This window comes from Mycobacterium talmoniae (assembly GCF_001854525.1).
In the GTDB taxonomy this organism is placed as follows: Bacteria; Actinomycetota; Actinomycetes; order Mycobacteriales; family Mycobacteriaceae; genus Mycobacterium; species Mycobacterium talmoniae.
In genome coordinates this window covers 1-21,142 of sequence record NZ_MLQM01000054.1, presented here as the reverse complement: position 1 = coordinate 21,142, position 21,142 = coordinate 1, and the positions used below count along the sequence as shown (strand labels likewise).

The 21,142-nt window shown below is 69.4% G+C and carries 26 protein-coding genes; 6 read left to right on the top strand and 20 right to left on the bottom strand.

What is annotated here, in order from left to right:
* Positions 1 to 17: 17 nt before the first annotated feature.
* Together BKN37_RS12140 and BKN37_RS12135 are read right to left on the bottom strand one after the other, a co-directional pair.
* Positions 18 to 317, bottom strand: a complete 300-nt coding sequence (locus BKN37_RS12140) for a type II toxin-antitoxin system PemK/MazF family toxin (protein ID WP_071026075.1) — start codon at positions 315 to 317, stop codon at positions 18 to 20.
* The gene (locus tag BKN37_RS12135) at positions 317 to 553 is read right to left on the bottom strand and encodes a YlcI/YnfO family protein (RefSeq protein ID WP_071026073.1); all 237 of its coding nucleotides are present in this window, start codon (positions 551 to 553) and stop codon (positions 317 to 319) included. The genes BKN37_RS12140 and BKN37_RS12135 overlap by 1 nt, the downstream gene beginning before the upstream one ends.
* A 181-nt stretch (positions 554 to 734) precedes the next feature.
* On the opposite strand from BKN37_RS12135, the gene BKN37_RS12130 reads away from it, so the two are divergent.
* Entirely contained in the window at positions 735 to 1,784 is a 1,050-nt protein-coding gene (locus BKN37_RS12130) for a sensor domain-containing protein (RefSeq protein ID WP_083341742.1), read from the top strand.
* Here the strand turns inward: BKN37_RS12130 and BKN37_RS12125 are convergent.
* Both BKN37_RS12125 and BKN37_RS12120 read right to left on the bottom strand, forming a co-directional pair.
* Positions 1,777 to 3,036 carry a deoxyguanosinetriphosphate triphosphohydrolase gene (locus BKN37_RS12125; protein WP_071026071.1) on the bottom strand — a complete coding sequence of 420 codons (1,260 nt, stop codon included), beginning with the start codon at positions 3,034 to 3,036 and terminating at the stop codon, positions 1,777 to 1,779. The genes BKN37_RS12130 and BKN37_RS12125 overlap by 8 nt on opposite strands.
* A 31-nt stretch (positions 3,037 to 3,067) precedes the next feature.
* On the bottom strand, positions 3,068 to 4,273 hold the full coding sequence (locus BKN37_RS12120) for a DUF7373 family lipoprotein (protein WP_083341741.1): 1,206 nt from the start codon (positions 4,271 to 4,273) through the stop codon (positions 3,068 to 3,070).
* A 96-nt stretch (positions 4,274 to 4,369) separates the two neighbouring features.
* Between BKN37_RS12120 and BKN37_RS12115 the strand changes: the two genes are divergently transcribed.
* Complete coding sequence (locus BKN37_RS12115) at positions 4,370 to 6,352, top strand: TPM domain-containing protein (protein WP_071026066.1); 1,983 nt, start codon at positions 4,370 to 4,372, stop codon at positions 6,350 to 6,352.
* A gap of 92 nt (positions 6,353 to 6,444) precedes the next feature.
* On the opposite strand, the gene BKN37_RS12110 is transcribed toward BKN37_RS12115, so the two are convergent.
* On the bottom strand, positions 6,445 to 7,329 hold the full coding sequence (locus tag BKN37_RS12110) for a PDDEXK family nuclease (protein WP_071026064.1): 885 nt from the start codon (positions 7,327 to 7,329) through the stop codon (positions 6,445 to 6,447).
* Positions 7,330 to 7,452: 123 nt separating this feature from the next.
* Positions 7,453 to 8,850, bottom strand: a complete 1,398-nt coding sequence (locus BKN37_RS12105; RefSeq protein ID WP_194074147.1) for a glycine--tRNA ligase — start codon at positions 8,848 to 8,850, stop codon at positions 7,453 to 7,455.
* 196 nt (positions 8,851 to 9,046) lie between these two features.
* On the opposite strand from BKN37_RS12105, the gene BKN37_RS12100 reads away from it, so the two are divergent.
* Both BKN37_RS12100 and BKN37_RS12095 read left to right on the top strand, forming a co-directional pair.
* The gene (locus tag BKN37_RS12100; protein ID WP_095407065.1) at positions 9,047 to 9,427 is read left to right on the top strand and encodes an ArsR/SmtB family transcription factor; all 381 of its coding nucleotides are present in this window, start codon (positions 9,047 to 9,049) and stop codon (positions 9,425 to 9,427) included.
* A complete protein-coding gene (locus BKN37_RS12095; protein WP_071026059.1) occupies positions 9,424 to 9,816 on the top strand; it encodes a Fur family transcriptional regulator in 393 nt (130 codons plus the stop codon). Before BKN37_RS12100 ends, BKN37_RS12095 begins: the two co-directional genes overlap by 4 nt.
* 78 nt (positions 9,817 to 9,894) lie before the next feature.
* Here the strand turns inward: BKN37_RS12095 and BKN37_RS12090 are convergent, their stop codons facing one another.
* The 3 genes from BKN37_RS12090 to recO are packed head-to-tail and all read right to left on the bottom strand — an operon-like array spanning position 9,895 to position 12,009.
* Positions 9,895 to 10,311: a hypothetical protein gene (locus tag BKN37_RS12090; protein ID WP_071026057.1), complete on the bottom strand. Its 417-nt coding sequence runs from the start codon at positions 10,309 to 10,311 to the stop codon at positions 9,895 to 9,897.
* Positions 10,311 to 11,219, bottom strand: coding sequence for a decaprenyl diphosphate synthase (locus BKN37_RS12085; protein ID WP_071026055.1), 909 nt, complete (start codon positions 11,217 to 11,219; stop codon positions 10,311 to 10,313). Before BKN37_RS12085 ends, BKN37_RS12090 begins: the two co-directional genes overlap by 1 nt.
* Entirely contained in the window at positions 11,188 to 12,009 is an 822-nt protein-coding gene (gene recO, locus BKN37_RS12080; protein ID WP_071026052.1) for a DNA repair protein RecO, read from the bottom strand. The genes BKN37_RS12085 and recO overlap by 32 nt, the downstream gene beginning before the upstream one ends.
* A 62-nt stretch (positions 12,010 to 12,071) precedes the next feature.
* Between recO and BKN37_RS12075 the strand changes: the two genes are divergently transcribed.
* Together BKN37_RS12075 and BKN37_RS12070 are read left to right on the top strand one after the other, a co-directional pair.
* Entirely contained in the window at positions 12,072 to 13,508 is a 1,437-nt protein-coding gene (locus BKN37_RS12075; RefSeq protein WP_071026050.1) for an amidase, read from the top strand.
* 61 nt (positions 13,509 to 13,569) lie between these two features.
* On the top strand, positions 13,570 to 13,875 hold the full coding sequence (locus tag BKN37_RS12070) for a DUF732 domain-containing protein (RefSeq protein ID WP_083341740.1): 306 nt from the start codon (positions 13,570 to 13,572) through the stop codon (positions 13,873 to 13,875).
* 19 nt (positions 13,876 to 13,894) lie between these two features.
* On the opposite strand, the gene BKN37_RS12065 is transcribed toward BKN37_RS12070, so the two are convergent.
* The 11 genes from BKN37_RS12065 to BKN37_RS12020 form a co-directional block, all read right to left on the bottom strand.
* Positions 13,895 to 14,206, bottom strand: a complete 312-nt coding sequence (locus tag BKN37_RS12065) for an ANTAR domain-containing protein (RefSeq protein ID WP_071026047.1) — start codon at positions 14,204 to 14,206, stop codon at positions 13,895 to 13,897.
* Between the two features lie 9 nt (positions 14,207 to 14,215).
* Positions 14,216 to 14,848 (bottom strand): cutinase family protein, encoded by a 633-nt coding sequence (locus BKN37_RS12060; RefSeq protein WP_071026085.1) that lies wholly within the window; start codon positions 14,846 to 14,848, stop codon positions 14,216 to 14,218.
* Between the two features lie 223 nt (positions 14,849 to 15,071).
* A complete protein-coding gene (locus BKN37_RS12055; RefSeq protein ID WP_083341739.1) occupies positions 15,072 to 15,839 on the bottom strand; it encodes a TetR/AcrR family transcriptional regulator in 768 nt (255 codons plus the stop codon).
* A gap of 123 nt (positions 15,840 to 15,962) precedes the next feature.
* Positions 15,963 to 16,241 carry a hypothetical protein gene (locus tag BKN37_RS12050; RefSeq protein WP_071026045.1) on the bottom strand — a complete coding sequence of 93 codons (279 nt, stop codon included), beginning with the start codon at positions 16,239 to 16,241 and terminating at the stop codon, positions 15,963 to 15,965.
* Positions 16,242 to 16,399: 158 nt separating this feature from the next.
* Complete coding sequence (locus BKN37_RS29165) at positions 16,400 to 16,555, bottom strand: DUF6131 family protein (RefSeq protein ID WP_095407064.1); 156 nt, start codon at positions 16,553 to 16,555, stop codon at positions 16,400 to 16,402.
* Positions 16,552 to 16,800 carry a hypothetical protein gene (locus tag BKN37_RS12045; protein WP_071026043.1) on the bottom strand — a complete coding sequence of 83 codons (249 nt, stop codon included), beginning with the start codon at positions 16,798 to 16,800 and terminating at the stop codon, positions 16,552 to 16,554. Before BKN37_RS12045 ends, BKN37_RS29165 begins: the two co-directional genes overlap by 4 nt.
* 57 nt (positions 16,801 to 16,857) lie before the next feature.
* Complete coding sequence (gene era / locus BKN37_RS12040; RefSeq protein ID WP_071026041.1) at positions 16,858 to 17,754, bottom strand: GTPase Era; 897 nt, start codon at positions 17,752 to 17,754, stop codon at positions 16,858 to 16,860.
* Positions 17,755 to 17,899: 145 nt separating this feature from the next.
* The gene (locus BKN37_RS12035; RefSeq protein WP_071026039.1) at positions 17,900 to 18,220 is read right to left on the bottom strand and encodes a cytidine deaminase; all 321 of its coding nucleotides are present in this window, start codon (positions 18,218 to 18,220) and stop codon (positions 17,900 to 17,902) included.
* Complete coding sequence (locus BKN37_RS12030) at positions 18,220 to 19,506, bottom strand: hemolysin family protein (protein WP_071026037.1); 1,287 nt, start codon at positions 19,504 to 19,506, stop codon at positions 18,220 to 18,222. Before BKN37_RS12030 ends, BKN37_RS12035 begins: the two co-directional genes overlap by 1 nt.
* Positions 19,503 to 20,039: an rRNA maturation RNase YbeY gene (gene ybeY, locus BKN37_RS12025; RefSeq protein ID WP_071026035.1), complete on the bottom strand. Its 537-nt coding sequence runs from the start codon at positions 20,037 to 20,039 to the stop codon at positions 19,503 to 19,505. Before ybeY ends, BKN37_RS12030 begins: the two co-directional genes overlap by 4 nt.
* A 7-nt stretch (positions 20,040 to 20,046) precedes the next feature.
* On the bottom strand, positions 20,047 to 21,114 hold the full coding sequence (locus BKN37_RS12020) for a PhoH family protein (protein WP_071026033.1): 1,068 nt from the start codon (positions 21,112 to 21,114) through the stop codon (positions 20,047 to 20,049).
* Positions 21,115 to 21,142 lie beyond the last annotated feature (28 nt).

Here is a 21,142-nt window from a genome sequence, read left to right as displayed (position 1 = left end):
CGGAGCGCCGCGACACGTCAATCCAGGTCGAAAGCGTGGTGGATCGCGGCGCTGAGGTCGGGTTCTTGCTCGGGCAGCAAGTAGCCGATGTGTCGGCTGAGCGATTCGACGGGGATCGTGACGATGTTGTCGCAGCTGACAACGGATGGTTTGTCGAGCCCGTTGGCGGGGCCGACGGGCACCTCCGTCGAGAGCCCCCGGATGGTGGCGGTGATCGGGGCGACGGTGACACGGGCCAGGTACGGCCGGACGAGTTCGCGCGTGAGGATCAAAACGGGCCGGTGTTTATCCAGCTGCGCAACGTGAATCGGTCGCATCAGTCGAGACCGCTCGGCAGATCCGCCGCGTAGCGGGCGAGCTCGTCCAGGTCGTCGCGGCCGGGCTTTTCGGCGGCGAGGATGGCCGCATCGCGGGCGGCGACCTGGCGGCGGCGTTCGCGTTCGAGGGCGCGAAGCACGACGGCGGCACGGCTGGGCGCCCGCTTCTCGCCGACTTGCTGGTCGATGAAGGCCACAATCTCGTCGGGCAACCGGACGGCAATCTGAATGCTCATCCCAAAATGGTACCGGTCTGGGATGCAGATTGGGGACTTGGTGATCCCGACCGCGACACGCTCCGGCGCCCTCGGTGCAGCGAGCGCTCCGCAACCGGGCGGCATCAGCGACCGCCAAATTGTGCGTCGCCGCCGAACCGGCGCGGACTAGGGTCATTGCGACACCGGATGGGAGGCTGCGGTGAACGGTGGCGGGGGCTATTCGTCTGGACCCTTTGGTGGCGAGCCATTCGGCGGGGGTGGTGATCCATTTGGCGGGGGCTGGCCGTCGGGCGGCGGCTGGCCGGGCGCACCCGGCGGTCCCGCACCGCAGCCCCCGCCGGCACAGCCGGAAACCAACACGCTGGCGACGCTGTCGGTGGTCTTCGCGGTGGTGTTCGCCCCGGTCGGTGCCGTGCTGGGCCATCTGGCGCTGTCCGAGATCAAGAAGCGTCATCAGGCTGGGCACACACGTGCGCTGGTCGGGGTGACGCTGTCCTATGTGGTCATCGTGCTGGCCGTAGTGAGCGTCGTGGTGTGGGCGCTGATACCCGACCGCACGAGCACGTCCACGTTAGCGACGTCCCCCGCCACCACAACATCTCAACACCCGATCACCGGCGACGCCCTCCACCGGGTGCTCCTCGATGGTGGCGAACTCACGAAATTGCTCGACACCCCGTTTAAGGCCCAACCGGGGTTAATGGGCGACGGCACCGCCGGCAGCTTCGACACGCTGATCGGCGGGAGCAGCACGCCGCCGAAGTGCACGGGCGTCGTGAACGTCGCGCACAAGGACGCCTACGCCTCAGCCACGGTGCAACGTGTCGCCGGAGAGTACTGGTGGGGCACCGGTGTGGGCCGGGTATTGACGGTCGACGAAGCCGCGGTCGCGTTACCCACGGCACCGGACGTGCAGACCCTCTTCGCAAAATTCTCCGAGCAGTGGAAGGCCTGCGACGGACAGACGGTGACCACACCGCCCGGGTCGCAGGGGGGCGAGAACATCGTCGAGCACATCCGCGGTGTCACGATCACCGATTCCGTGCTGTCGGCAACCCTGGACATGGAGATTCAGGACGGCGACACCGTCCCGGTAGCACGGGCGGTGGGCATTCAGGGCAACTGCCTCGTGGACGTTCTGGTGCACTTTCATCTCCCGTGGCCCGATGAGCCGGGTTCGGCCGACCCCAAGACCAGCGGCATCGACGTCGCCCGGGCCATGATGGACAAGGCCAGCAAACTCAGCTGATCCCGGCCGCGACGCGCTCCAGTCGCCCCTCGGTGTAGGAGGCGATCTGATCGACGATGACCCGCAGCCGGGTGTCGTCGTCGCCGGCGGTGTTGAACGCCGGGATGAACACCGGGTCCAGCGTGCTCGGCGCGTTGGCCAGCAGCCACCCCGCCACCGCGTGGATGCGCTCCCGCTGCCGCGCCTGGATCTCGCGGTGCCGCGGATCGGACATGATGAAGTGCACCGCCAGGGTTTTCAGCACCGCCACCTCGGCCCGGACCACCTCGGGCACCTGCAGATCCGCGCGATAGCGGGCCAGCGGCCCGTCCCCGGCCACCGCGCGGGTCGCGGTGATCGCGGCCGAGGCGAAGCGGCCCACCAGCTCGCTGGTCAGCCGTTTGAGCGCCACCGACGCCGACAGCGTGGCGTCGTACTTGCCGACCGCGGCGACCACCGGCAGCCCGGACAGCCGGGTGGCGGCGGCGACCAGGTCATCGGCGCTGACTTGGTCGAACTCGGAGGCACCGAGGCGAGCCAGGGTGGCGGCCGCGTCGTCGTCGGCGAGCACCCGCAGGTCGATGCGCCCGGCGATCACCCCATCCTCGACGTCGTGCACCGAGTAGGCGACGTCGTCGGCCCAGTTCATCGCCTGCGCCTCCAGGCACAGCCGATCCGGTGGCGCGCCCTGGCGCATCCAGGCGGCGTGGTGGCGGTCGTCGTCGTAGAAACCGAACTTGGTGCGCCCACCCCCGCGCGGCCACGGATATTTGGTGACCGCGTCCAGCGCCGCCCGGGTCAGGTTCAGCCCGGCGCTGCGTCCTTGTGGGTCAAGGACTTTGGGTTCCAGGCTGGTGAGGATGCGGAAGTTCTGGGCGTTGCCTTCAAAGCCGCCGCAGGACGCCGCCAGCTCGTCGAGCGCCTGTTCCCCGTTGTGCCCGTAGGGCGGATGGCCGATGTCGTGGGCCAGGCCGGCGAGTTCGACCAGGTCGGGATCACAGCCCAATCCGATCGCCATCCCCCGCCCGATCTGGGCCACCTCCAACGAATGGGTGAGCCGGGTGCGCGGGGTGTCGCCCTCCCGCGGGCCGACGACCTGGGTTTTGTCGGCCAGCCGGCGCAGCGCAGCGCAATGCAGCACGCGGGCGCGGTCGCGGGCGAAGTCGGTGCGGTGCTGGCCCTCGGTGCCGGGCAGCCCCGCGGTCTTCGGTGCCTCAGCGACGACGCGGGCGCGATCGTGCGCGTCGTAGGGATCCGGTTGGTTGGTGCTCACCGCTGCATAGTCTGCCAAAGCCGGGTACGGCTCATTTGCTGGTCAACATCAGGTACTGGGCCGACACCAGTTGGTGCACCACCGGCTCTTGGCTGCCCGACACCTCGATGGCGTAACGGTCGGCCACCGCGACGCAGTAGAAGGAGGACGCGGTCTGATCTTTGTGCGCCAAGCATTTCGCGTCGGGCAACCCCTTGATCGCCGCGGCCGGACCAAATTGGGCGTCGGTCATCTCCCCCGCGAAGCCGTCGACGATCTTCTTCGCCGAGGCGGCGTCCGGGGTTTGGTAGACGTTGGTAAACGCTTTGGCGACCAGTTGCAGCTGTGCCGCATCGAAGATTGTCCGCGACCGGACCGGGTCGCCATCGAAATGCAGCTGCCCGTGCGCGTCGTAGACCCCGCCGGCCCCGTACATCAGCGGGTTGTCGGCGGGGCGGGGAACGGTGCGGGCCAGCACCCCACCCGGGTCGATCGGCAGGTTGGCGAGCTGATCGACCGGGGTGGGCTGGAACTGGTCGATCAACGGGCCCTGTTTATCCAGGGTGGTGGCGATCAACTCCGCGGCCGCGTCGGCGCCGTCTTGAGCCGTTGCGTACTGGTACAGGACGTAGGGGCCGTGGGCGATGAAGGATTTCACCGCCCAGTGCCCGAGCACATCCCAGTTGTGCGACGAGCCCTTGGCGTCCGGGTAGCGGGGAATCGGAACGGGCTGATACACGGTCGGTTCGTCGGAGAACGACGACTTCACACTGGCGCCCTTGTCCGCCAGTTCGGTGGCCGCGGCCGCGGCGTCCTCGGGGCTGGCGAACCGCAGCACCACATTCCGCAACGACTTGCGCCGCGTCGGGATTCCGGTACCTGACCCCGAGTTGTCGGCCCGGTAGCTGCTGAACCCGGTGACGAAGTTGTGGGCGGCCACCACGTCCCCGGCGCCGGCTTCGTCGCCGACGTTCAACGTGGCGGCGTCTTCCACCTCGCCCATTCCGGTGACCAAGCTGGGGTCCACCTCCCAGGGGCCCAGCACATTACCGGCCATGCGACGCGCTTCCAGACCTGCGCCTTTCGCGGGGTCACCGGCGTTGCCGAACGGCGGCTGCGGTTTGGTCGGAAAATTTCCCGGATCCAACAGCGCGACGTCGACACCGCCCTGGGCGGCTTCGGTGCGCTGCGCCACCGAACCGGACACGGTCGTCGTACAGCCCGCCAGCGTCACGGCCACCGCCGCGGCAGTCAGCACCTGCCTCATCCTCACCACGCCGTGAGCATAGAGCGACCCGGCGGGGTGCACGTGATCAACCGGCCGACCCGCGGGTTGCGCATTAGATTGACAGGCATGCGCGTAGCCCGGCTGCTCGGCACCATCCTGGCGCTTCTGACCGCGGGGGCCCTGCTGGCACCGGCCGGCGCGGCGGACCCACCGGCTCGGTTGACCGACTACATCACCGACAACGCCGGCGTGCTGAACAGCATCAGCCGCGGCCAGGTGTGGGGTCATGTCGACAGCCTCTACACCGAGCGCCACGTTCGCCTCTGGGTGGTCTACGTGCACAACTTTTCCGGCGAATCCCCGGAAAGCTGGGCCCGCGACACCATCCGCATGAACTACCTCAGCGACCACGACGCGCTGCTGGCGGTGGCCACCGACGACCGCAGCTACGCGTTTTTGGTGCCCACGGCAATCAAGAACGTCAGCTCCGGTCAAGTGGACGAGCTGCGCCGCAACCAGATCGAGCCCGCGCTGCACCGCGGCGACTGGGCCGGCGCGGCGGTGGCCGCCGCCGACGGGCTGGGCCAGTCAACCTCGACCACCTTTGACTGGTGGTCACTGCTGATCGCGCTGGGGGTGGTGCTGGTCGTCGGCGTGGTGCTGGTGGTCGCGCTGCGCTACCGACGCCAGCGCCGCCGCGCCGCCGAGCTGACCGCGGCCCGCAAGGTCGATCCCACCGACGCGGGGGCACTGGCCGACGTGCCGCTGCACGCGCTCGACGGCCTGTCCCGGGAGATGGTGGTCGACGTCGACAACGCGTTGCGCACCAGCACCAACGAGCTGGCGTTGGCGATCGAGGAATTCGGGGCGGCGCGCACCGAGCCGTTCAGCCAGGCCGTGAGTGCCGCCAAGGCGGCGCTGACCCAGGCGTTCAACGTGCGCCAACAGCTCGACGACGCCATCCCCGAGACCCCGGCGCAGCGCCGCGAGCTGCTGACCCGGGTGATCGTCGCCGCCGCCAAGGCCGACCGCGAACTGGAGGCGCAGCGGGAGGCGTTCGAGCAGCTGCGCGACCTGGTGATCAACGCGCCGTCCCGGCTGGACGGGCTGACCCAGCGGCTGGTCGAGCTGACCGCCCGGGTTCCCGACGGCGAGCAACACCTGACCGAGTTGCGCAAGGAATTCGACGCCGCCGCACTGGCTTCGGTGGCCGGCAATGTCAGCACCGCCGGCGAGCGGCTGTCCTTCGCCGACCGCAACATCACCCGCGCCCGGGAGGTGGCGGCCCGGCCGGTCGCCGGCCAGCAAAGCGAGTTGGTCGACGCGGTCCGCGCCGCCGAAGCCGCGCTGGGGCAGGCCGGGGCGCTGCTGGACGCGGTGGACAGCGCGGCCAGCGACATCCGGCACGCGGTGGCGGCCCTGCCGGCGGCGATCACCGATATCCAGGCCGGGATCGAGCACGCCGACGCGCTGCTGCCGCAGGGCGCCGGGGCGCACCGCGCCGAACTGACCGCCGCCCGCGCCGCCGCGGTCACCGCCGTCGACAACGCCCGCCGCTCCACCGACCCGCTGGGCGCGTTCATGCAGGTGACCAAGGCCGACGCGGACCTGGACCGGCTGCTGGCGGTGCTGGCCGAGGAGCAGGCCGCCGCCGAACGGCTCAACCGCGCGCTGGAGCAGGCGCTGTTCAGCGCCCAGTCGCGGGTGCGCGCGGTGTCGGACTACATCGACACCCGGCGCGGCAGCATCGGGCCGGAGGCCCGCACCCGGCTCGCCGAGGCCAGCCGGCAACTCGACGCCGCGCAGAGCCGACGCTCCACCGACGTGTCCAGCGCGATCGCGCACGCCCACAGCGCGGCCACGCTGGCCGCGCAGGCGCAGTCGTTGGCCCAGGCCGACGCGCAGTCCGCGCAGCAGGCCTACTACGGGCGCTACGGCGGCGGCGACAACACCGGCGCGATGCTCGGCGGGATCATCATCGGCAACATCCTCAGCGGCGGGATGCGCGGCGGCTTCGGCGGCGGCTCCGGGGGCGGTTGGAGCCCCACCTCCTTCGGCGGCTCCGATTCCTCCGGCGGCGGCTTCTTCGGCGGCGGCGGCAGGTTCTGAGGCGGGTTTGCCGCGAGCGCGCGGGTCCCGTTTGCCGCGAGCGTGCGTGTCCCCGGCCGACACACCGGGCCAATCACCGGATTTGCGCACGCTCACGCCGCCCGCGCGCGGCCCAACTGCACGTCGATCCGGCGCACCATCTCCCAGGACCGACGCCGAACGTCGTCGGCCACGATCGACAGCACGCTCCAGCCGATCTCCTGCAGCGCGGCCCGCTTTTGCCGGTCGTGGCGCAGGTCGTCGGGGCCGCTGTGCCAGTCGAAGCCCTCGTATTCGACGGCGACCCGCCGGTCGGGCCAGGCGAAGTCGACCCGCCACGTCCGCCCGTTGCGGTCGACGATCTCGTACTGCAGCACCGGCGGCGGCAGCCCGCCGTCGTGCATCGCCAGCCGCGCCTCGCTTTCCATCGGCGATTCCGACTCCGCCGCGGCCAGCGGAATCAGCTCCCGCACGTGGACGATGCCGCGCCGCCCGGCCTGGCGGGCCGCCGCCGCGCGCAGCTGCCGCCGATCGCAGGTGGCGCTGCGCAGCGCGGCATCCAGGGTGGCCAGGGCGCGGGGTCGGCGCAGCCCGCGCGCGACTTCGACGGCCGTCCAAGCCGGCGCGGTGGCCGGCCGACCGTCGACCAGGCCCAGCGGTGCACCCTCGCGACGGTGCACGACCAGACCGTCGGAGCCCCGCAGCTGGTGCCCGGCCGGGTTCAGCACGTGCAGGTCGACGACGTCCTCGGTGTCGAATCCGTAAGCGGCGGCGGCGGTTCCAAGACAGATCGCGACGGGTTCACCGGCGCGCAGATCCAAGCCGCGCAGCCGCAGCAACGGATCGGGGTCCGTTTGCGCGTAGATGCCGGTCCACACCCAAGCGAGTTCCCCACGGGCGACGCGGGTTTCGAATGCGGCCCGGCCCAGGCGGTCGACCAGTTGCGCGGTGGTGGCGACGCCGCCCTGGCCGGCTAGCAGGGCGTCCAGTTCGGTCATGGCTGGATCGTGCAGGCTGCGGCCCCGCGCCGGTAGTCAGCCCTGTGGATGACGAGCGTGCGTGGACCCGGCGACACGCGCGGCGTGTCGACCGGGGACACGCACGCTCGCGCAGGACGGGACTTAGCAGCCCTTGAGCTTGGCGGCCAGGTAATCGGCGACGGCGTCGAGGCCGATCCGCTCCTGGGTCATCTGGTCGCGTTCGCGCACCGTGACGGCCTGGTCGTCGAGGGTGTCGAAGTCCACCGTCACACAGAACGGGGTGCCGATCTCGTCTTGGCGGCGGTAGCGGCGCCCGATCGCGCCGGCGTCGTCGAAGTCGACGTTCCAGCATTTGCGCAACTCGGCGGCCAGGTCGCGGGCTTTCGGCGAGAGGTCGGCGTGCCGGCTCAGCGGCAACACCGCGGCCTTCACCGGCGCCAGCCGCGGGTCCAGCCGCAGCACCGTGCGTTTGTCCACTCCCCCTTTGGCGTTGGGTGCCTCGTCCTCGTTGTAGGCGTCGATCAAAAACGCCATGAACGAGCGGGTCAGCCCGGCCGCCGGCTCGATCACATACGGCACATAGCGGGCCTCGGTGGTCTGGTCGTAGTACGACAGGTCGGCACCGGAATGCTTGGCGTGGGTGGACAAGTCGAAGTCGGTGCGGTTGGCCACCCCTTCCAGCTCGCCCCACGGGTTGTTCTGGAAACCGAACTTGTACTCGATGTCGACGGTGCGGTCGCTGTAGTGCGACAGCTTGTCCTGGGGATGCTCGAACAGCCGCAGGTTTTCGGCGGCGATGCCCAAATCGACATACCAGGCCAGCCGCTCGTCGATCCAGTACTGGTGCCACTCCGGCGCGGTCGAGGGTTCGACGAAGAACTCCATCTCCATCTGCTCGAACTCGCGGGTGCGGAAGATGAAGTTGCCCGGGGTGATCTCGTTGCGGAAGCTCTTGCCGGTCTGCGCGATGCCGAACGGCGGTTTGCGCCGCGAGGTCGTCATCACATTGGCGAAGTTGACGAAGATGCCCTGCGCGGTCTCCGGGCGCAGATAGTGCAGCCCCTCCTCGGTTTCGATCGGCCCGAGATGGGTCTTGAGCATCATGTTGAACTCGCGCGGCTCGGTCCACTGTCCCTTGGTGCCGCAGTCCGGGCAGACGATCTCGCCCATCGGGGCATCGTCGGGGTTATCCAGGCCCTTTTTCAGCGCGTACGCCTCTTGCATGTGGTCCTGGCGGTGCCGCTTGTGGCAGTTCAGGCACTCCACCAGCGGGTCGTGGAACACCTCGACGTGCCCGGAGGCCACCCACACCTCCCGCGGCAGGATGATCGACGAATCCAGGCCGACGACGTCGTCGCGGGCGGTCACCACCGAACGCCACCACTGCCGTTTGATGTTCTCCTTGAGCTCCACCCCCAGCGGCCCGTAGTCCCACGCGGATTTGGTGCCGCCGTAGATTTCGCCGGACGGGTAGACCAGGCCACGGCGTTTCGCCAGGTTGACGACGGTATCGATGACGGACGCCACGAGTGGATGCACTCCTGTCTTTCGCTGCCAGGGGGACCGTGGCGGCGGGGCCGCCGCCACGGAGAGCATCAGCCATCGTAGCGACCAGCGCTGAAGCCCCCGACACGCTTTGACATGCGTCATCGTGCATGAAACAGTAGAATCCTGCTGAAAACGATTTCCAATAGTTTGGCCGTTGGGCCGACGGTCCCGCGCGAAGGTGGTTGAGATGTCTCCCGTCACGTCTACGGCGGCCGATGCCGACCTGGGCTCCGCGCCGGCCGACCATCAGCACACCAGCACCCCGTTCCCCGCGTCGCCGCCGCGGGAGATCCTCGAGGCCGCCGGCGAACTGCTGCGGGCCCTGGCCGCGCCGGTGCGGATCGCCATCGTGCTGCAGCTGCGCGAATCCCAGCGCTGCGTGCACGAGCTGGTCGACGCGCTGGGGGTGCCGCAGCCGCTGGTCAGCCAGCACCTGAAGATCCTCAAGGCGGCCGGGGTGGTCGCCGGGGAGCGGTCCGGCCGCGAGGTGCTCTACCGGCTGGCCGACCATCACCTCGCCCACATCGTCGTCGACGCCGTCGCGCACGCCGGCGAGGACAGACCGTGACCAGCACCGGGGTGCGGTCCACCCGGCAGCGGGCCGCGATCTCGGCGCTGCTGGAGAGCATCGAGGACTTCCGCTCGGCCCAGGAGCTGCACGACGAGCTGCGCCGCCGCGGCGAGAACATCGGCCTGACCACCGTGTACCGCACCCTGCAGTCGATGGCCGCCGCCGGCCTGGTCGACACGCTGCGCACCGACACCGGCGAGGCCGTCTACCGGCGCTGCTCGGAGCATCACCATCACCATCTGGTGTGCCGCAGCTGCGGCTCCACCGTCGAGGTGGAGGGCAACCAGGTCGAGACCTGGGCCACCGACATCGCCGCCGAGCACGGCTTCTCCGACGTCAACCACACCATCGAAATCTTCGGCACCTGCGCCGACTGCCAGTCGTAACCGGCGCATCCGGGGCGCCGAGCGTGCGCAAAACCGGGATTTCACGCGGCGTGTCGACCGGGGACACGCACGCTCGCGTCACGACGTGAGCTCGCCGCGGATGTCGACACCTTTTTCCAGCACCAGCAGCACCAGGGTGCGCAGCGCGTCGTCGACCAGGCCGGATCCGGGAAAGTTGTAGCGCAGCAGCACGTCGGCGGTCTTACCCGAGTTGCGTTTGGCGGCCGTCGCACTGGTTTTCTCCACCAGGGTCACCGTGCCCAGCTGGGTGGTGCGCGCACGCTCGGCCACCCGGTCGCGGATCTTCTTGCTCAGCGGCAGATCCCAGGCCAGCACCTGGGTCAGCGACACCAGGTCCAGCCCCTCGGCGATGGTCACCACCCGCAGCGACGCCAGGGTGCCGCCGTAGTTGACCGTCAGCGCGCCGTCGGCCTCCTCGCTGACCGGCAGCACCTCGGCCAGGACCAAGGCAAGGCGCTCCTGCAGGGACGGCATCACGCGCTCCCGAACCGGCGGTGCCGCGACGCGTACTCCTCGCACGCCGCCCACAGGTCGCGGCGGTCATAGTCGGGCCACAGCTTTTCCTGGAAGATGAACTCCGCGTAGGCGGCCTGCCACAGCATGAAGTTGGACGACCGCTGCTCACCGGAGGTGCGGATCAGCAGGTCCACGTCCGGGATGTCGGTGCGGTGCAGGTGCTTGGCGACGGTGGCCTCGGTGATCCGGTCCGGGTTCAGCTTGCCGGCGACCGCTTCGCGGGCGATATCGGCGGCGGCTTCGGCGATTTCGGCGCGGCCGCCGTAGTTGACGCAGTAGTTGACGGTGATGACGTCGTTGTCCAGCGTCATGTTCTCGGCGATCTCGAATTCCTTGATGACGCTGCGCCACATCCGGGGCCGCGACCCCACCCAGCGCATCCGCACCCCCATCGCGTCGAGGTTGATCCGCCGGCGCCGCACCACCTCGCGGTTGAAGCCCATCAAAAAGCGCACTTCCTCGGTGGAGCGCTTCCAGTTCTCGGTGGAGAACGCGTACACGGTCAGGTGCTTGATCCCGATTTCGATGGCCCCGCAGGTGATGTCGATCAGCACCGCCTCCCCCATCTTGTGGCCCTCGGTGCGGTGCAGGCCGCGTTGGGTGGCCCACCGCCCGTTGCCGTCCATCACGACGGCGACGTGGTTGGGCACCTGGTCGGCGGGGATCTGCGGGGCCGCCGCCTTGGAGGTGTGCTGCGGGGGGCGGCGCGGCCCGCCGCCCGGCGTCGGGGGCAGCTCGGGGAACACGACCGGCCAGGTCGAGGTATCCGGGAACACCGGGTAGTCGTCGGGCGCCGGGGGCAGCTGCGGGAAGTCTGCGGTCTTCTTCCTGCGCTCAGCCCACGCGCTGCTGACCCGTTTCGCCATGGGGCACATCCTGCCCGACTAGCGCCGCACGCCGGTCGGCAACCTCGCGATCCGCCCGGTAGGGGCGCTCCACCAGCGGCAATGTCCGCAGCTGGCGTTCCAGGTGCCATTGCAGGTGGGCGGCCACCAAACCGCTGGCCTGGCTGCGATGCGCCGACGACGCCGCCACCGCGGCCTCCCAGTCCCCGTCGTGCAGCGCCGACATCAGGTCCAGCACCCCCAGCGGCGGCGTGGTGGACCCGGCGGGGCGGCAGTGCACGCAGACGCTGCCGCCGGCGGCGATGTGAAACGCCCGGTGCGGGCCCGGCGCGGCGCAGCGGGCGCATTCGGTCAGCGCCGGCGCCCATCCGGCGACCCCCATCGCCCGCAGCAGGTAGGCGTCCAGCACCAGTTCCCGGGGCCGCTGCCCGTCGGCCACCGCCCGCAGCGCGCCGACGGTGAGCCGGTGCAGCGCGGGGGCCGGGGCCCGCTCCTCGCCGGCGAGCCGCTCGGCGGTCTCCAGGATCGCGCACGCGCAGGTGTAGCGGCCGTAATCGCTGACGATGTCGGTGGCGAACGCGTCCAGCGACACGACCTGGGTGACGATGTCCAGGTTGCGGCCGGGGTGCAGTTGGACGTCGATGTGCGCGAAGGGTTCCAGGCGGGCGCCGAACTTGCTGCGGGTGCGGCGCACCCCCTTGGCGACCGCGCGGACCAGCCCGTGGTCGCGGGTCAGCAGGGTGACGATGCGGTCGGCTTCACCGAGCTTGTGTTGGCGGCACACCACCGCCCGGTCCCGATACAACCGCATCACACCAGTCTGGCATCACGTCGCACCGTCGCCGCGGATGCGCGCCGATACCCTCGTCAGAGATGACTGTCCATCGCCGCTTTCCGACCCTGACCGACCAGCTCTACCAGCTGGCCAGCCGCGAGATGAGCTCGGTCGAGATGGTGCGGCGCTCGCTGCACGCCATCGACGCCAGCCAGTCCACCCTCAACGCGTTCCGGGTGGTGCTCACCGAGTCGGCGCTGGCCGACGCCGCGGAGGCCGATAAGCGCCGGGCCGCCGGGGACACCGCGCCGCTGTTGGGGGTGCCGATCGCGGTCAAGGACGACACCGACATCGCCGGGGTGCCGACCGCCTACGGCAGCTCCGGGTATGTCTCGGAGTCGGTGCGGCCGGCCGACGCCGACGCCGAGGTGGTGCGCCGGCTCAAAGCCGCCGGCGCGGTGATCGTCGGGAAAACCAACACCTGTGAGCTGGGGCAGTGGCCGTTCACCAGCGGACCCGGGTTCGGCTACACCCGCAACCCGTGGTCGCGCCGGCACACCCCGGGCGGCTCGTCGGGTGGCAGCGCCGCGGCGGTGGCCGCCGGCCTGGTCGCCGCGGCGATCGGGTCCGACGGGGCCGGCAGTGTCCGAATCCCGGCGGCGTGGACGCATCTGGTCGGCATCAAGCCGCAACGGGGCCGCATCTCCACCTGGCCGTGGCCGGAGGCGTTCAACGGCATCACCGTGCACGGGGTGTTGGCTCGCACCGTGGCCGATGCGGCGCTGGTGCTCGACGCGGCCTCCGGCAACGTCGACGGAGACCTGCACAAGCCGCCGCCGGTGACGATGTCGGACTCCGTCGGCCGGGCCGCCGGGGAGCTGCGGATCGCGGTGTCGACCCAGTTTCCCTACACCGTGTTCCCGGCCAAACTGCACCCGCAGATCGCCGCGGCGCTGCACCGGGTGGCCGAGCAGCTCGAGCTGCTGGGCCACACTGTGGTCTCCGGCAACCCGGACTACGGGGTGCGGCTGTCGTGGAACTTTTTGGCCCGGTCCACGGCGGGGTTGCTGGACTGGGCCGAGCGGCTCGGCGACGACATCGCCCTGGACCGGCGCACGGTGGCCAATATGCGCACCGGGCGGCTGCTGTCGCAGGCGGTGCTGCGCCAGGCGCGCGCCCGCGAGGCCGCCGATCAGCGCCGGGTGGGGTCGATCTTCCGGATCGTGGACGTGGTGCTGGCGCCCACCACCGCGCAGCCGCCGCCCGCGGTGCACGCCTTCGACGGGTTGGGCAGCCTGGACACCGACCGGGCGATGATCGCAGCGTGCCCGGTGACCTGGCCGTGGAATGTGCTGGGCTGGCCGTCGATCAACGTGCCGGCCGGGTTCACCTCCGACGGGTTGCCGATCGGGGTGCAGCTGATGGGGCCGGCCAACAGTGAGCCGATGCTGATCTCGCTGGCCGCCGAACTGGAGGCCGTCAGCGGCTGGGCGGCCAAACAGCCCAAGGTGTGGTGGCACACCGGCGTTTCGTGAGCACGCTCATAGCCGCGCGGGTGCGGATGCCGCGGCCGCCCCCGCTAAACTCAACGCAATAATGAGACTTGCTAACTTGCTCGCCCCGCTGGTCGGTCTGGGAGTAACGCTAGCGTCGCCTGCGCACGCCACCGGGCCCACCGACACCGAGTTCCTGCACACCCTCGACCAGGCGCAAATCACCTACACCTCGCCGGACGCCGCGATCTCCTACGCGCAGCGGGTGTGCCAGGCGCTGGACGACGACAAGCCCGACAAGGACATCTTGTCGCTGATGATCTCGGACAACCCCACGCTGCTGGAATGGCAGGCCGGCGCGTTTTTGGGGGCCTCGGTCGCGGCCTACTGCCCCCAGCACAACCGGTGAGTTAACAGCCCAGCCGGCCTCACGGCCGTTGGTGCGCCATCGGCCCGGCACCATCGCGACGATCGCGCAGGCGATCCAGCAGATTGCCCCAGACGTTGCGCACCACCTCGACGGCGTCCAGGTTGAGTTCCTGCCGGGGTTGGTTTTCGGCCACCGCAACCAGCGCGCGGGCCAGGCTCAATGCTGGAAGCCGGTGCTCTCGGGCCGTGCGCGCGAGTTCGTTGAAGGCCTCCGCCAGGGTGCACCGGCGCAGGGCGACCAAGACCCCCTCGGCGGCGTCGAGGATCCGGCCGCCGTCGTGGTGTGGCCCCGAAGTGGGATCGCTACCCATGTGCGTCTTTTAGTGAAGGTGGTTGGCGGCGAACGCCGCTCCCTGGTTGACGCTGTCCCCGCCGTCGGCATAGGAGTTGTGCGCGGCGAAGTCCAATCCTTCGGAGCACACCGCGTCCTCGGGTGCGCAGACCTCCAGGGTCTTGGCCGTAAACTGCGGCCCGATCACCACCGGCGGTTGGTTGAGGAAACTCATCGCCCGCTGGTTGGGGGTGCCGAACAACACCACCGCGGCGACGTGGTCGGCGACCTCCGGCGCCAGCGGCTTGGGCACGGTGGCCGGATCCACCCCATCGGGGACGGCATCCGAGGTCACAAAACCCATCACGGCCGCGCCCTGAGAAAACCCGCCGAGCACCATCTTGGTCTGCGGGCAGCTACCAGCCATCGACACGACATGCGCGCCCGCGTCGCGAACGCCCTCCACACCGGTGCCCCACTGATCGGTGGCCGGGTAGTTGACCGGGTACACCCCAAACGATTTCGCGCCGACCCGCGGGCGCAGCGCGTTGACGAAGGCTTGGCCGGTCGGGCCGACACCGGGCGGCTCGCCGGTGCCGCGGGCGAACACCACCTCCACATCCGGGCATTGCGCCGCGGACGCGACGGGGGCCGCCACGCCCGACACCGCCGACGCCGCCATCACCACATTGCTGAGCAAACCAACGACCAGACGCACGCGCACTTTCGTATCCCCTGTTGACTCGCAGTTCGATTTGATTCGCTGCCGCCGCGCACCTGTCGGCCCGCGCCAATGTCGAGGCGCTCCGCGGATAAAGCACGGCCCGTGGCGTATACACTGTAAACCCAGGCCGATAACGCTGTAAACAGGTGGTGGTGTGGGACGCCAGAAGTCGGGCCCTGAATCAGCGGCGGGCCACCAGCAGTTCGAGCCGGTCGAGCTGGGCTTCGAGGCCTTCTTCGAATTCGGCGGTGCGGTGGTCTTGGGACAGCATCGGTTGCAGACGCTGCAGGTGCGGGTAATTCGACAGGTCCCGTTTGGGTTTCGGGGGCGCCTCGTTGTCGAGGAGGGCTTCGTCGGGGTGCAGTTCGGCACCGTGAGCCGAGACCTCCAGCAGCAGCTGTCCCAGCAGGAACGTGGTGTAGGTGCGGTACGCGGCGACGGCGGCGGTGTCGTCGAAGCCATACGAGATCAACGTGTCGAGGAAGGTTTCCATCCAGCGCAGGCTGCGCAGCGGGGGCCGCACCCAGGGCGCCTCGGGGGCCTGGGTCGCCAACAGCGGAAACACCTCCGGATGTTGGAGCGCGACGTGGCGTACCCCGTGGGCCAGGCGGACCAGGTAGTCCTGCCACCCGTCCTCTTGGCGACGTGCGGTGAGTTGCTCGGCGTGCAGCCGGTCCACGAGGTGGTCGACGATCCCGGTGAGCAGGTCGCCGCGGCTGTGCACGTACCGGTATAGCGCCATCGCCTCCACCCCACAGGCGGCGCCCAGCCGGCGCATCGTCAGCTGGGGCAAGCCGTCGCGATCGATGAGGTCGATGGCGGCGTCGAGGATAAAGGCGCGGCTTAGCCGTCGGTGACCGTCGGACGCGCCACCGGACTCCGTCGCGGACGTCTCGGGGTCGATGGGGTCAGCGAGGGTCTCGTCGTCGTGGCCGTCCAGCGCGATCATCCCCCAACCGTGTGCGGTTCGGCGCGGCGGTGGCCGCTTCCCATAGCGCTAAATCTTGGCCACAAATCCATCGATGGGCAAGATCTCGCGCCGCTCGCCGGGACGGGCTGGCTCGGCGGCCGGTCAGCCGTGCGGCGCCTCGGAAATCTTGCTGTCCTCCTTGCCGAGCGTTTGGCAGTAGGTCATCACCGACAGCCGGGTGGTCGTGATTTGCAGGTTGTTGGGTTCTGCGCCGCCGCTGTCCTTGAGCATCTTGCTGATCTCGTCGTTCTGCTTTTTCTCGTCCTGCGTGGTGAAGTCCTTGCATTTGGTGTCGCCGCCGGTGTTGACGACCTTGGAGGCGGAGCAGCCGTTGAACAACAAGGTGGCTGCCACGATCGCAGCGAATGCGAGGGGTTTCATCGTTGGCCTTCCTGTGGTTGAGGTCGCCATGGCGCTCAACAGGCGAGGAATGCGACCACCGCATGCGAGCATAACCACCGCGGGTTTACGTTGTAAATGCTTCGGCGGCCATGCCGATGCGGCCCGCCCGGCGGGCTCACCGACGCGGTGAACAGCGGTCAGTACCAGTGCCGGCGGCCCGCGACCGGGCGACCCAGCTTGCCCAGGATCCAGAGCACCGCGCCGATGACCAACGAGACGACGCCAAGCGCCCACACCATCTGAATGTCGAGCAGATACCCGACGATGACCAGGATGACCCCGAGGCCGATCATGACAACTCCCCGACGTTGGCCGGTCTCATCGCACTGGGTTCCGGCAGATGGCAGGTGATGTTGGGGTTGACCCCGCCGTAGTTCAGTGGCCCGGCGAGCACGGTGAGCGCGATGCTCCCCGCGGTGGCGCAGTTGGTGCCGCCGGCGGTGAAATAGCCACGCTGGTAGGCCGCGACCGCCCCGATGAGCAGCCACACCAACACAACCACCCCGATGATCCCGCTGTAGCGCGACCTATACCGCATGGTGACCTCCGTCGGTGATATCGGCGCAGCGCACACATGCTAACGCCCGGCAAACGCTCAAAAGCCCAACCGGCCCAGCTGTTTGGGGTCGCGCTGCCAGTTCTTGGCGATCTTGACGTGCAGGTCCAGGTAGACCTTGGTGCCCAACAGCTTCTCAATCTGGCGGCGCGCGGTGGTCCCCACCTCCCGCAGCCGGGCACCGCCCTTGCCGATCACGATGCCCTTCTGGCTGGACCGCTCGACGTAGAGGTTGGCGTGCACATCGATCAGGTCGTCGCGGTCTTCGCGCGGGCGGACCTCCTCGATCACCACCGCCAGCGAGTGCGGCAGCTCGTCGCGTACCCCCTCCAGCGCGGCCTCCCGGATGAACTCGGCCATCAGCACCTCTTCGGGCTCGTCGGTGAGCTCCCCGTCCGGGTAGAACGCCGGGCCGGGCGGCAGCGCCGCGGCCAGCACGTCGATCAGCACGTCGACCTGCTCGCCGGACACCGCCGACACCGGCACGATCTCGGCTTCCGGGGCGAGTTCGCTGACGGCGACCAGCTGGGCGGCCAGCCTGTCGCGGGACACCTTGTCGGTTTTGGTGACAACGACCAGCAGCGTGGTCTTGGGCGCGACCGCGCGGATCTGCTCGACGATCCAGCGGTCCCCCGGCCCGATCGCCTCGTCGGCCGGGATGCACAACCCGATCACGTCGACCTCGGCGTAGGTGTCGCGGACCAGGTCGTTGAGCCGTTTGCCCAGCAGCGTGCGGGGGCGGTGCAGGCCGGGCGTGTCGACCAGAATGATCTGGAAGTTCTCCCGGTGCACGATGCCGCGGATGGTGTGCCGGGTGGTCTGCGGCCGATTCGAGGTGATCGCCACCTTGGCGCCGACCAGCGCATTGGTCAGCGTCGACTTGCCGGTGTTGGGGCGACCGACGAAACACACGAACCCCGACCGGAACTCAGTCACCGTGGTGGCCCCTCGCCGGATGTGTCTGCCCCCTCGCCGAGCGTGCATCCATGGCGGGATTTCGGCCGAAAAGCCGCCATGGATGCACGTTCGGCGTCATAACGGGCGCCCGACACAGTCAGCGGCATAACGGGCGTCCGGCACGTCATAACGGGGATCCGGCGCGGTCTGTGACGATCACCGCGGCCGTCGGCGACAGCTCGCGCACCGCGGCCACCCCGGCGTCGTCGGCGGTGCCGCCGACCAGCACCGCGGCCTCCAGCCCGGCCGCGCCGGATGACACCGCCGCGGCCACCGCCGCCTGCAGCGCGGTCAACGTCAGCGCCGCCAGCCGCACCGGCGCGCCAGCATAGGTGCGCCCGTCCAGGTCGCGCACCGCCGCCCCGCTGTCGGATTCGGTCCGCCCCATCGCACCCCGAGCCAACACCACCAGCTTGGTGTCCTCGGCGTCGAGCGGCTCGGGCATCAGGCCTCCTGACCATTGGATTCGACCGGGCTGACCAGGACCGTACCGATGCGCAGCCGCCCACGGTGGTCGGGGCCGCCCTCGGCGTGCAGTCGCAGTCCGTGTGAGGTTACCTCCGCGCCCGGCAGCGGCACCCGGCCCAGTTCCAGGGCCAGCAGCCCGCCCACCGTGTCGACGTCGAGGTCGTCGTCGAACTCCACCCCGTACAGCTCGCCGACGTCGGCGATCGGCAGCCGCGCCGACACCCGGAACCGGTTGTCGCCCAGGTCTTCGACCGGCGCCGTCTCCCCCACGTCGTACTCGTCGGCGATCTCGCCGACGATCTCCTCCAGCACATCCTCGATGGTGACCAGCCCGGCGATCGCGCCGTACTCGTCGACCAGCAACGCCATATGGTTGCGGTCGCGCTGCATTTCGCGCAGCAGCGCATCCAGCGGTTTGGAGTCCGGGACGAACACCGCCGGGCGCATCACCTGGCTCACGGTGGTGTCCCGTCCCCCGTTGGTGGAGTAATACGTCTGCTGCACAAGGTCTTTGAGAAACACCACGCCGAGGATGTCGTCGACGTTTTCGCCGATCACCGGGATGCGAGAATGCCCGCTGCGGACCGCCAGCGAGGTGGCCTGGCCGGCGGATTTGTCGTGTTCGATCCACACCATCTCGGTGCGCGGCACCATCACCTCGCGCGCCGGGGTGTCGCCGAGCTCGAACACCGACTGGATCATGCGGCGCTCGTCGGCGGCGACCACGCCGCGCTGCTGGGCCAGGTCGACGACCTCGCGCAGCTCGATCTCGGACGCGAACGGACCGTTGCGGAAGCCGCGACCCGGGGTCAGCGCGTTACCGACCACGATCAGCAGCCGGCTGATCGGCGCCAGCAGCACCGAAATCACCTGCAGCGGAAGCGCTGCCGCCAGCGCAATCGAGTAGGCGTTCTGCCGCCCCAGGGTCCGCGGCCCCACCCCGATGACGACGAAGCTGGTGACCACCATGACCGCGGCGGCGGCGAACAGCCCCCAGTCCAGGCCGAGCACCGCGTGCAGCAAAAACACCAGCAGCGCCGTCGCGGTGATCTCGCAGGTGATCCGCAGCAACACCACCAGGTTGATGTAGCGGGCGCGTTCGGCCATCACCCGGGCCAGCCGCACCGCGCCGGGCCGCTCCTCGCGGACCAGTTCGTCGACCCGGGCCAACGACACCGTGCCGATCGCGGCGTCGATCGCCGCGAATAACCCACCCAGGCACACTAGCGCGATGACGCCGAGCAGCAGCCCCAGTCCGCTCACGGTTCGTCGAAATACCTTGACTTGTCCAGCAACCGCTGATCCTTCTCGGTCTGGCGGTCCTTGCGGTAACCCTCGACCTGATCGGCGACCCACTCCTCGAGGAGTCGACGCTGCAGGGCGAACATCTCCTTCTCCTCGTCCGGTTCGGCGTGGTCGTAGCCCAGCAGATGCAGCACCCCGTGCACGGTCAGCAACGCCAGCTCGTGACCCAACGAATGACCGGCGGCGGTGGCCTGCTCGGCGGCGAACTCCGGGCACAACACGATGTCGCCCAGCAGCGACGGGCCCGGCTCGGGGGCGTCGGGGCGCCCGCCCGGCTCCAGCTCGTCCATCGGGAAGCTCATCACGTCGGTGGGGCCGGGCAGATCCATCCACCGCATGTGCAGGTCGGCCATCGCGGCGGTGTCCACCAGCACCATGGACAGTTCGGCGGCCGGGTTGACGTTCATCGCGGACAGCACGAACCGGGCGACGCTAACCAGTTCGACTTCGGAGACGTCGAGGCCGGATTCGTTGGATACCTCGATACTCATCGCGGGCTCACCGGCGGGTGCGGGCGGCCCCGCGGGAGTTTGCGGTGCGCCGCGCGGCTCGGTTCATGCCCAGGCCGGGCCCCTCGAATTTGGCTTCGTGGCGTTCGTAGGCGTCCACGATCTCCGACACCAGCCGGTGGCGCACCACGTCGGCGCTGGTCAGCTCGGCGATATGGATGTCGTCGATGTCCTCGAGGATGTCGATGGCCGCCCGCAGACCCGATTTCGCGCCCCCGGGCAGATCGATCTGGGTGACATCGCCGGTGACCACAATCTTGGATCCGAAGCCCAGCCGGGTCAAAAACATCTTCATCTGCTCGGCGGTGGTGTTCTGCGCCTCGTCCAGGATGATGAACGCGTCATTGAGCGAGCGACCCCGCATAAAGGCCAGCGGCGCCACCTCGATCACCCCGGCGCTCATCAGCTTGGGGATCAGCTCGGGATCCATCATGTCGTAGAGCGCGTCGTACAACGGGCGCAGATACGGGTCGATCTTCTCGCTCAGGGTGCCGGGCAAAAACCCCAGGCGCTCACCGGATTCCACCGCGGGACGGGTCAAGATGATCCGGGTGACCTGTTTGGTCTGCAGCGCGCTGACCGCTTTGGCCATCGCCAGATACGTCTTGCCGGTGCCGGCCGGGCCGACGCCGAACACGATGGTGTGCGCGTCGATGGCGTCGACATAGCGCTTCTGGTTCAGCGTTTTCGGCCGGATCGTCTTGCCGCGCCGGGCCAGGATGTCCAGGGTGAGTACCTCGGCCGGGGATTCGCTGCCGGTGCCGGTCAGCATCGCCACCGCGTGGCGCACCGCTTCGGGGGTCAGCGGCTGACCGCCGGCCACGATCGCGAGCAGTTCGGAGACCACCCGTTCGGCCAGCGCCACGTCGGCCGGCTCCCCGGACAGCGTGATGGCGTTGCCCCGCACATGCAGGTCCGCGGTCAGCACGCGTTCCAAGGCGCGCAGGTTTTCGTCGGCCGAACCCAGCAAACCCACGACGAGGTCGGGCGGAACATTGATGTTGCTGCGAACCTGGGAACTAGGGGGCTCAGCAGCGCTGGTGTCGCGGGGCGTCACGTGGTTTCTGATGCCTGCTTTCTTGCGC

Coding starts and splice junctions, on each gene's coding strand:
- BKN37_RS12140 (WP_071026075.1), bottom strand. CDS start 317: ATGCGACCGATTCACGTTGCGCAGCTGGATAAACACCGGCCCGTTTTG.
- BKN37_RS12135 (WP_071026073.1), bottom strand. CDS start 553: ATGAGCATTCAGATTGCCGTCCGGTTGCCCGACGAGATTGTGGCCTTC.
- BKN37_RS12115 (WP_071026066.1), top strand. CDS start 4,370: ATGCGCGTAGCCCGGCTGCTCGGCACCATCCTGGCGCTTCTGACCGCG.
- BKN37_RS12110 (WP_071026064.1), bottom strand. CDS start 7,329: ATGACCGAACTGGACGCCCTGCTAGCCGGCCAGGGCGGCGTCGCCACC.
- BKN37_RS12100 (WP_095407065.1), top strand. CDS start 9,047: ATGTCTCCCGTCACGTCTACGGCGGCCGATGCCGACCTGGGCTCCGCG.
- BKN37_RS12090 (WP_071026057.1), bottom strand. CDS start 10,311: ATGCCGTCCCTGCAGGAGCGCCTTGCCTTGGTCCTGGCCGAGGTGCTG.
- BKN37_RS12085 (WP_071026055.1), bottom strand. CDS start 11,219: ATGGCGAAACGGGTCAGCAGCGCGTGGGCTGAGCGCAGGAAGAAGACC.
- recO (WP_071026052.1), bottom strand. CDS start 12,009: ATGCGGTTGTATCGGGACCGGGCGGTGGTGTGCCGCCAACACAAGCTC.
- BKN37_RS12075 (WP_071026050.1), top strand. CDS start 12,072: ATGACTGTCCATCGCCGCTTTCCGACCCTGACCGACCAGCTCTACCAG.
- BKN37_RS12070 (WP_083341740.1), top strand. CDS start 13,570: ATGAGACTTGCTAACTTGCTCGCCCCGCTGGTCGGTCTGGGAGTAACG.
- BKN37_RS12065 (WP_071026047.1), bottom strand. CDS start 14,206: ATGGGTAGCGATCCCACTTCGGGGCCACACCACGACGGCGGCCGGATC.
- BKN37_RS12060 (WP_071026085.1), bottom strand. CDS start 14,848: ATGGCGGCGTCGGCGGTGTCGGGCGTGGCGGCCCCCGTCGCGTCCGCG.
- BKN37_RS12055 (WP_083341739.1), bottom strand. CDS start 15,839: ATGATCGCGCTGGACGGCCACGACGACGAGACCCTCGCTGACCCCATC.
- BKN37_RS12050 (WP_071026045.1), bottom strand. CDS start 16,241: ATGAAACCCCTCGCATTCGCTGCGATCGTGGCAGCCACCTTGTTGTTC.
- BKN37_RS29165 (WP_095407064.1), bottom strand. CDS start 16,555: ATGATCGGCCTCGGGGTCATCCTGGTCATCGTCGGGTATCTGCTCGAC.
- BKN37_RS12045 (WP_071026043.1), bottom strand. CDS start 16,800: ATGCGGTATAGGTCGCGCTACAGCGGGATCATCGGGGTGGTTGTGTTG.
- BKN37_RS12035 (WP_071026039.1), bottom strand. CDS start 18,220: ATGCCCGAGCCGCTCGACGCCGAGGACACCAAGCTGGTGGTGTTGGCT.
- ybeY (WP_071026035.1), bottom strand. CDS start 20,039: ATGAGTATCGAGGTATCCAACGAATCCGGCCTCGACGTCTCCGAAGTC.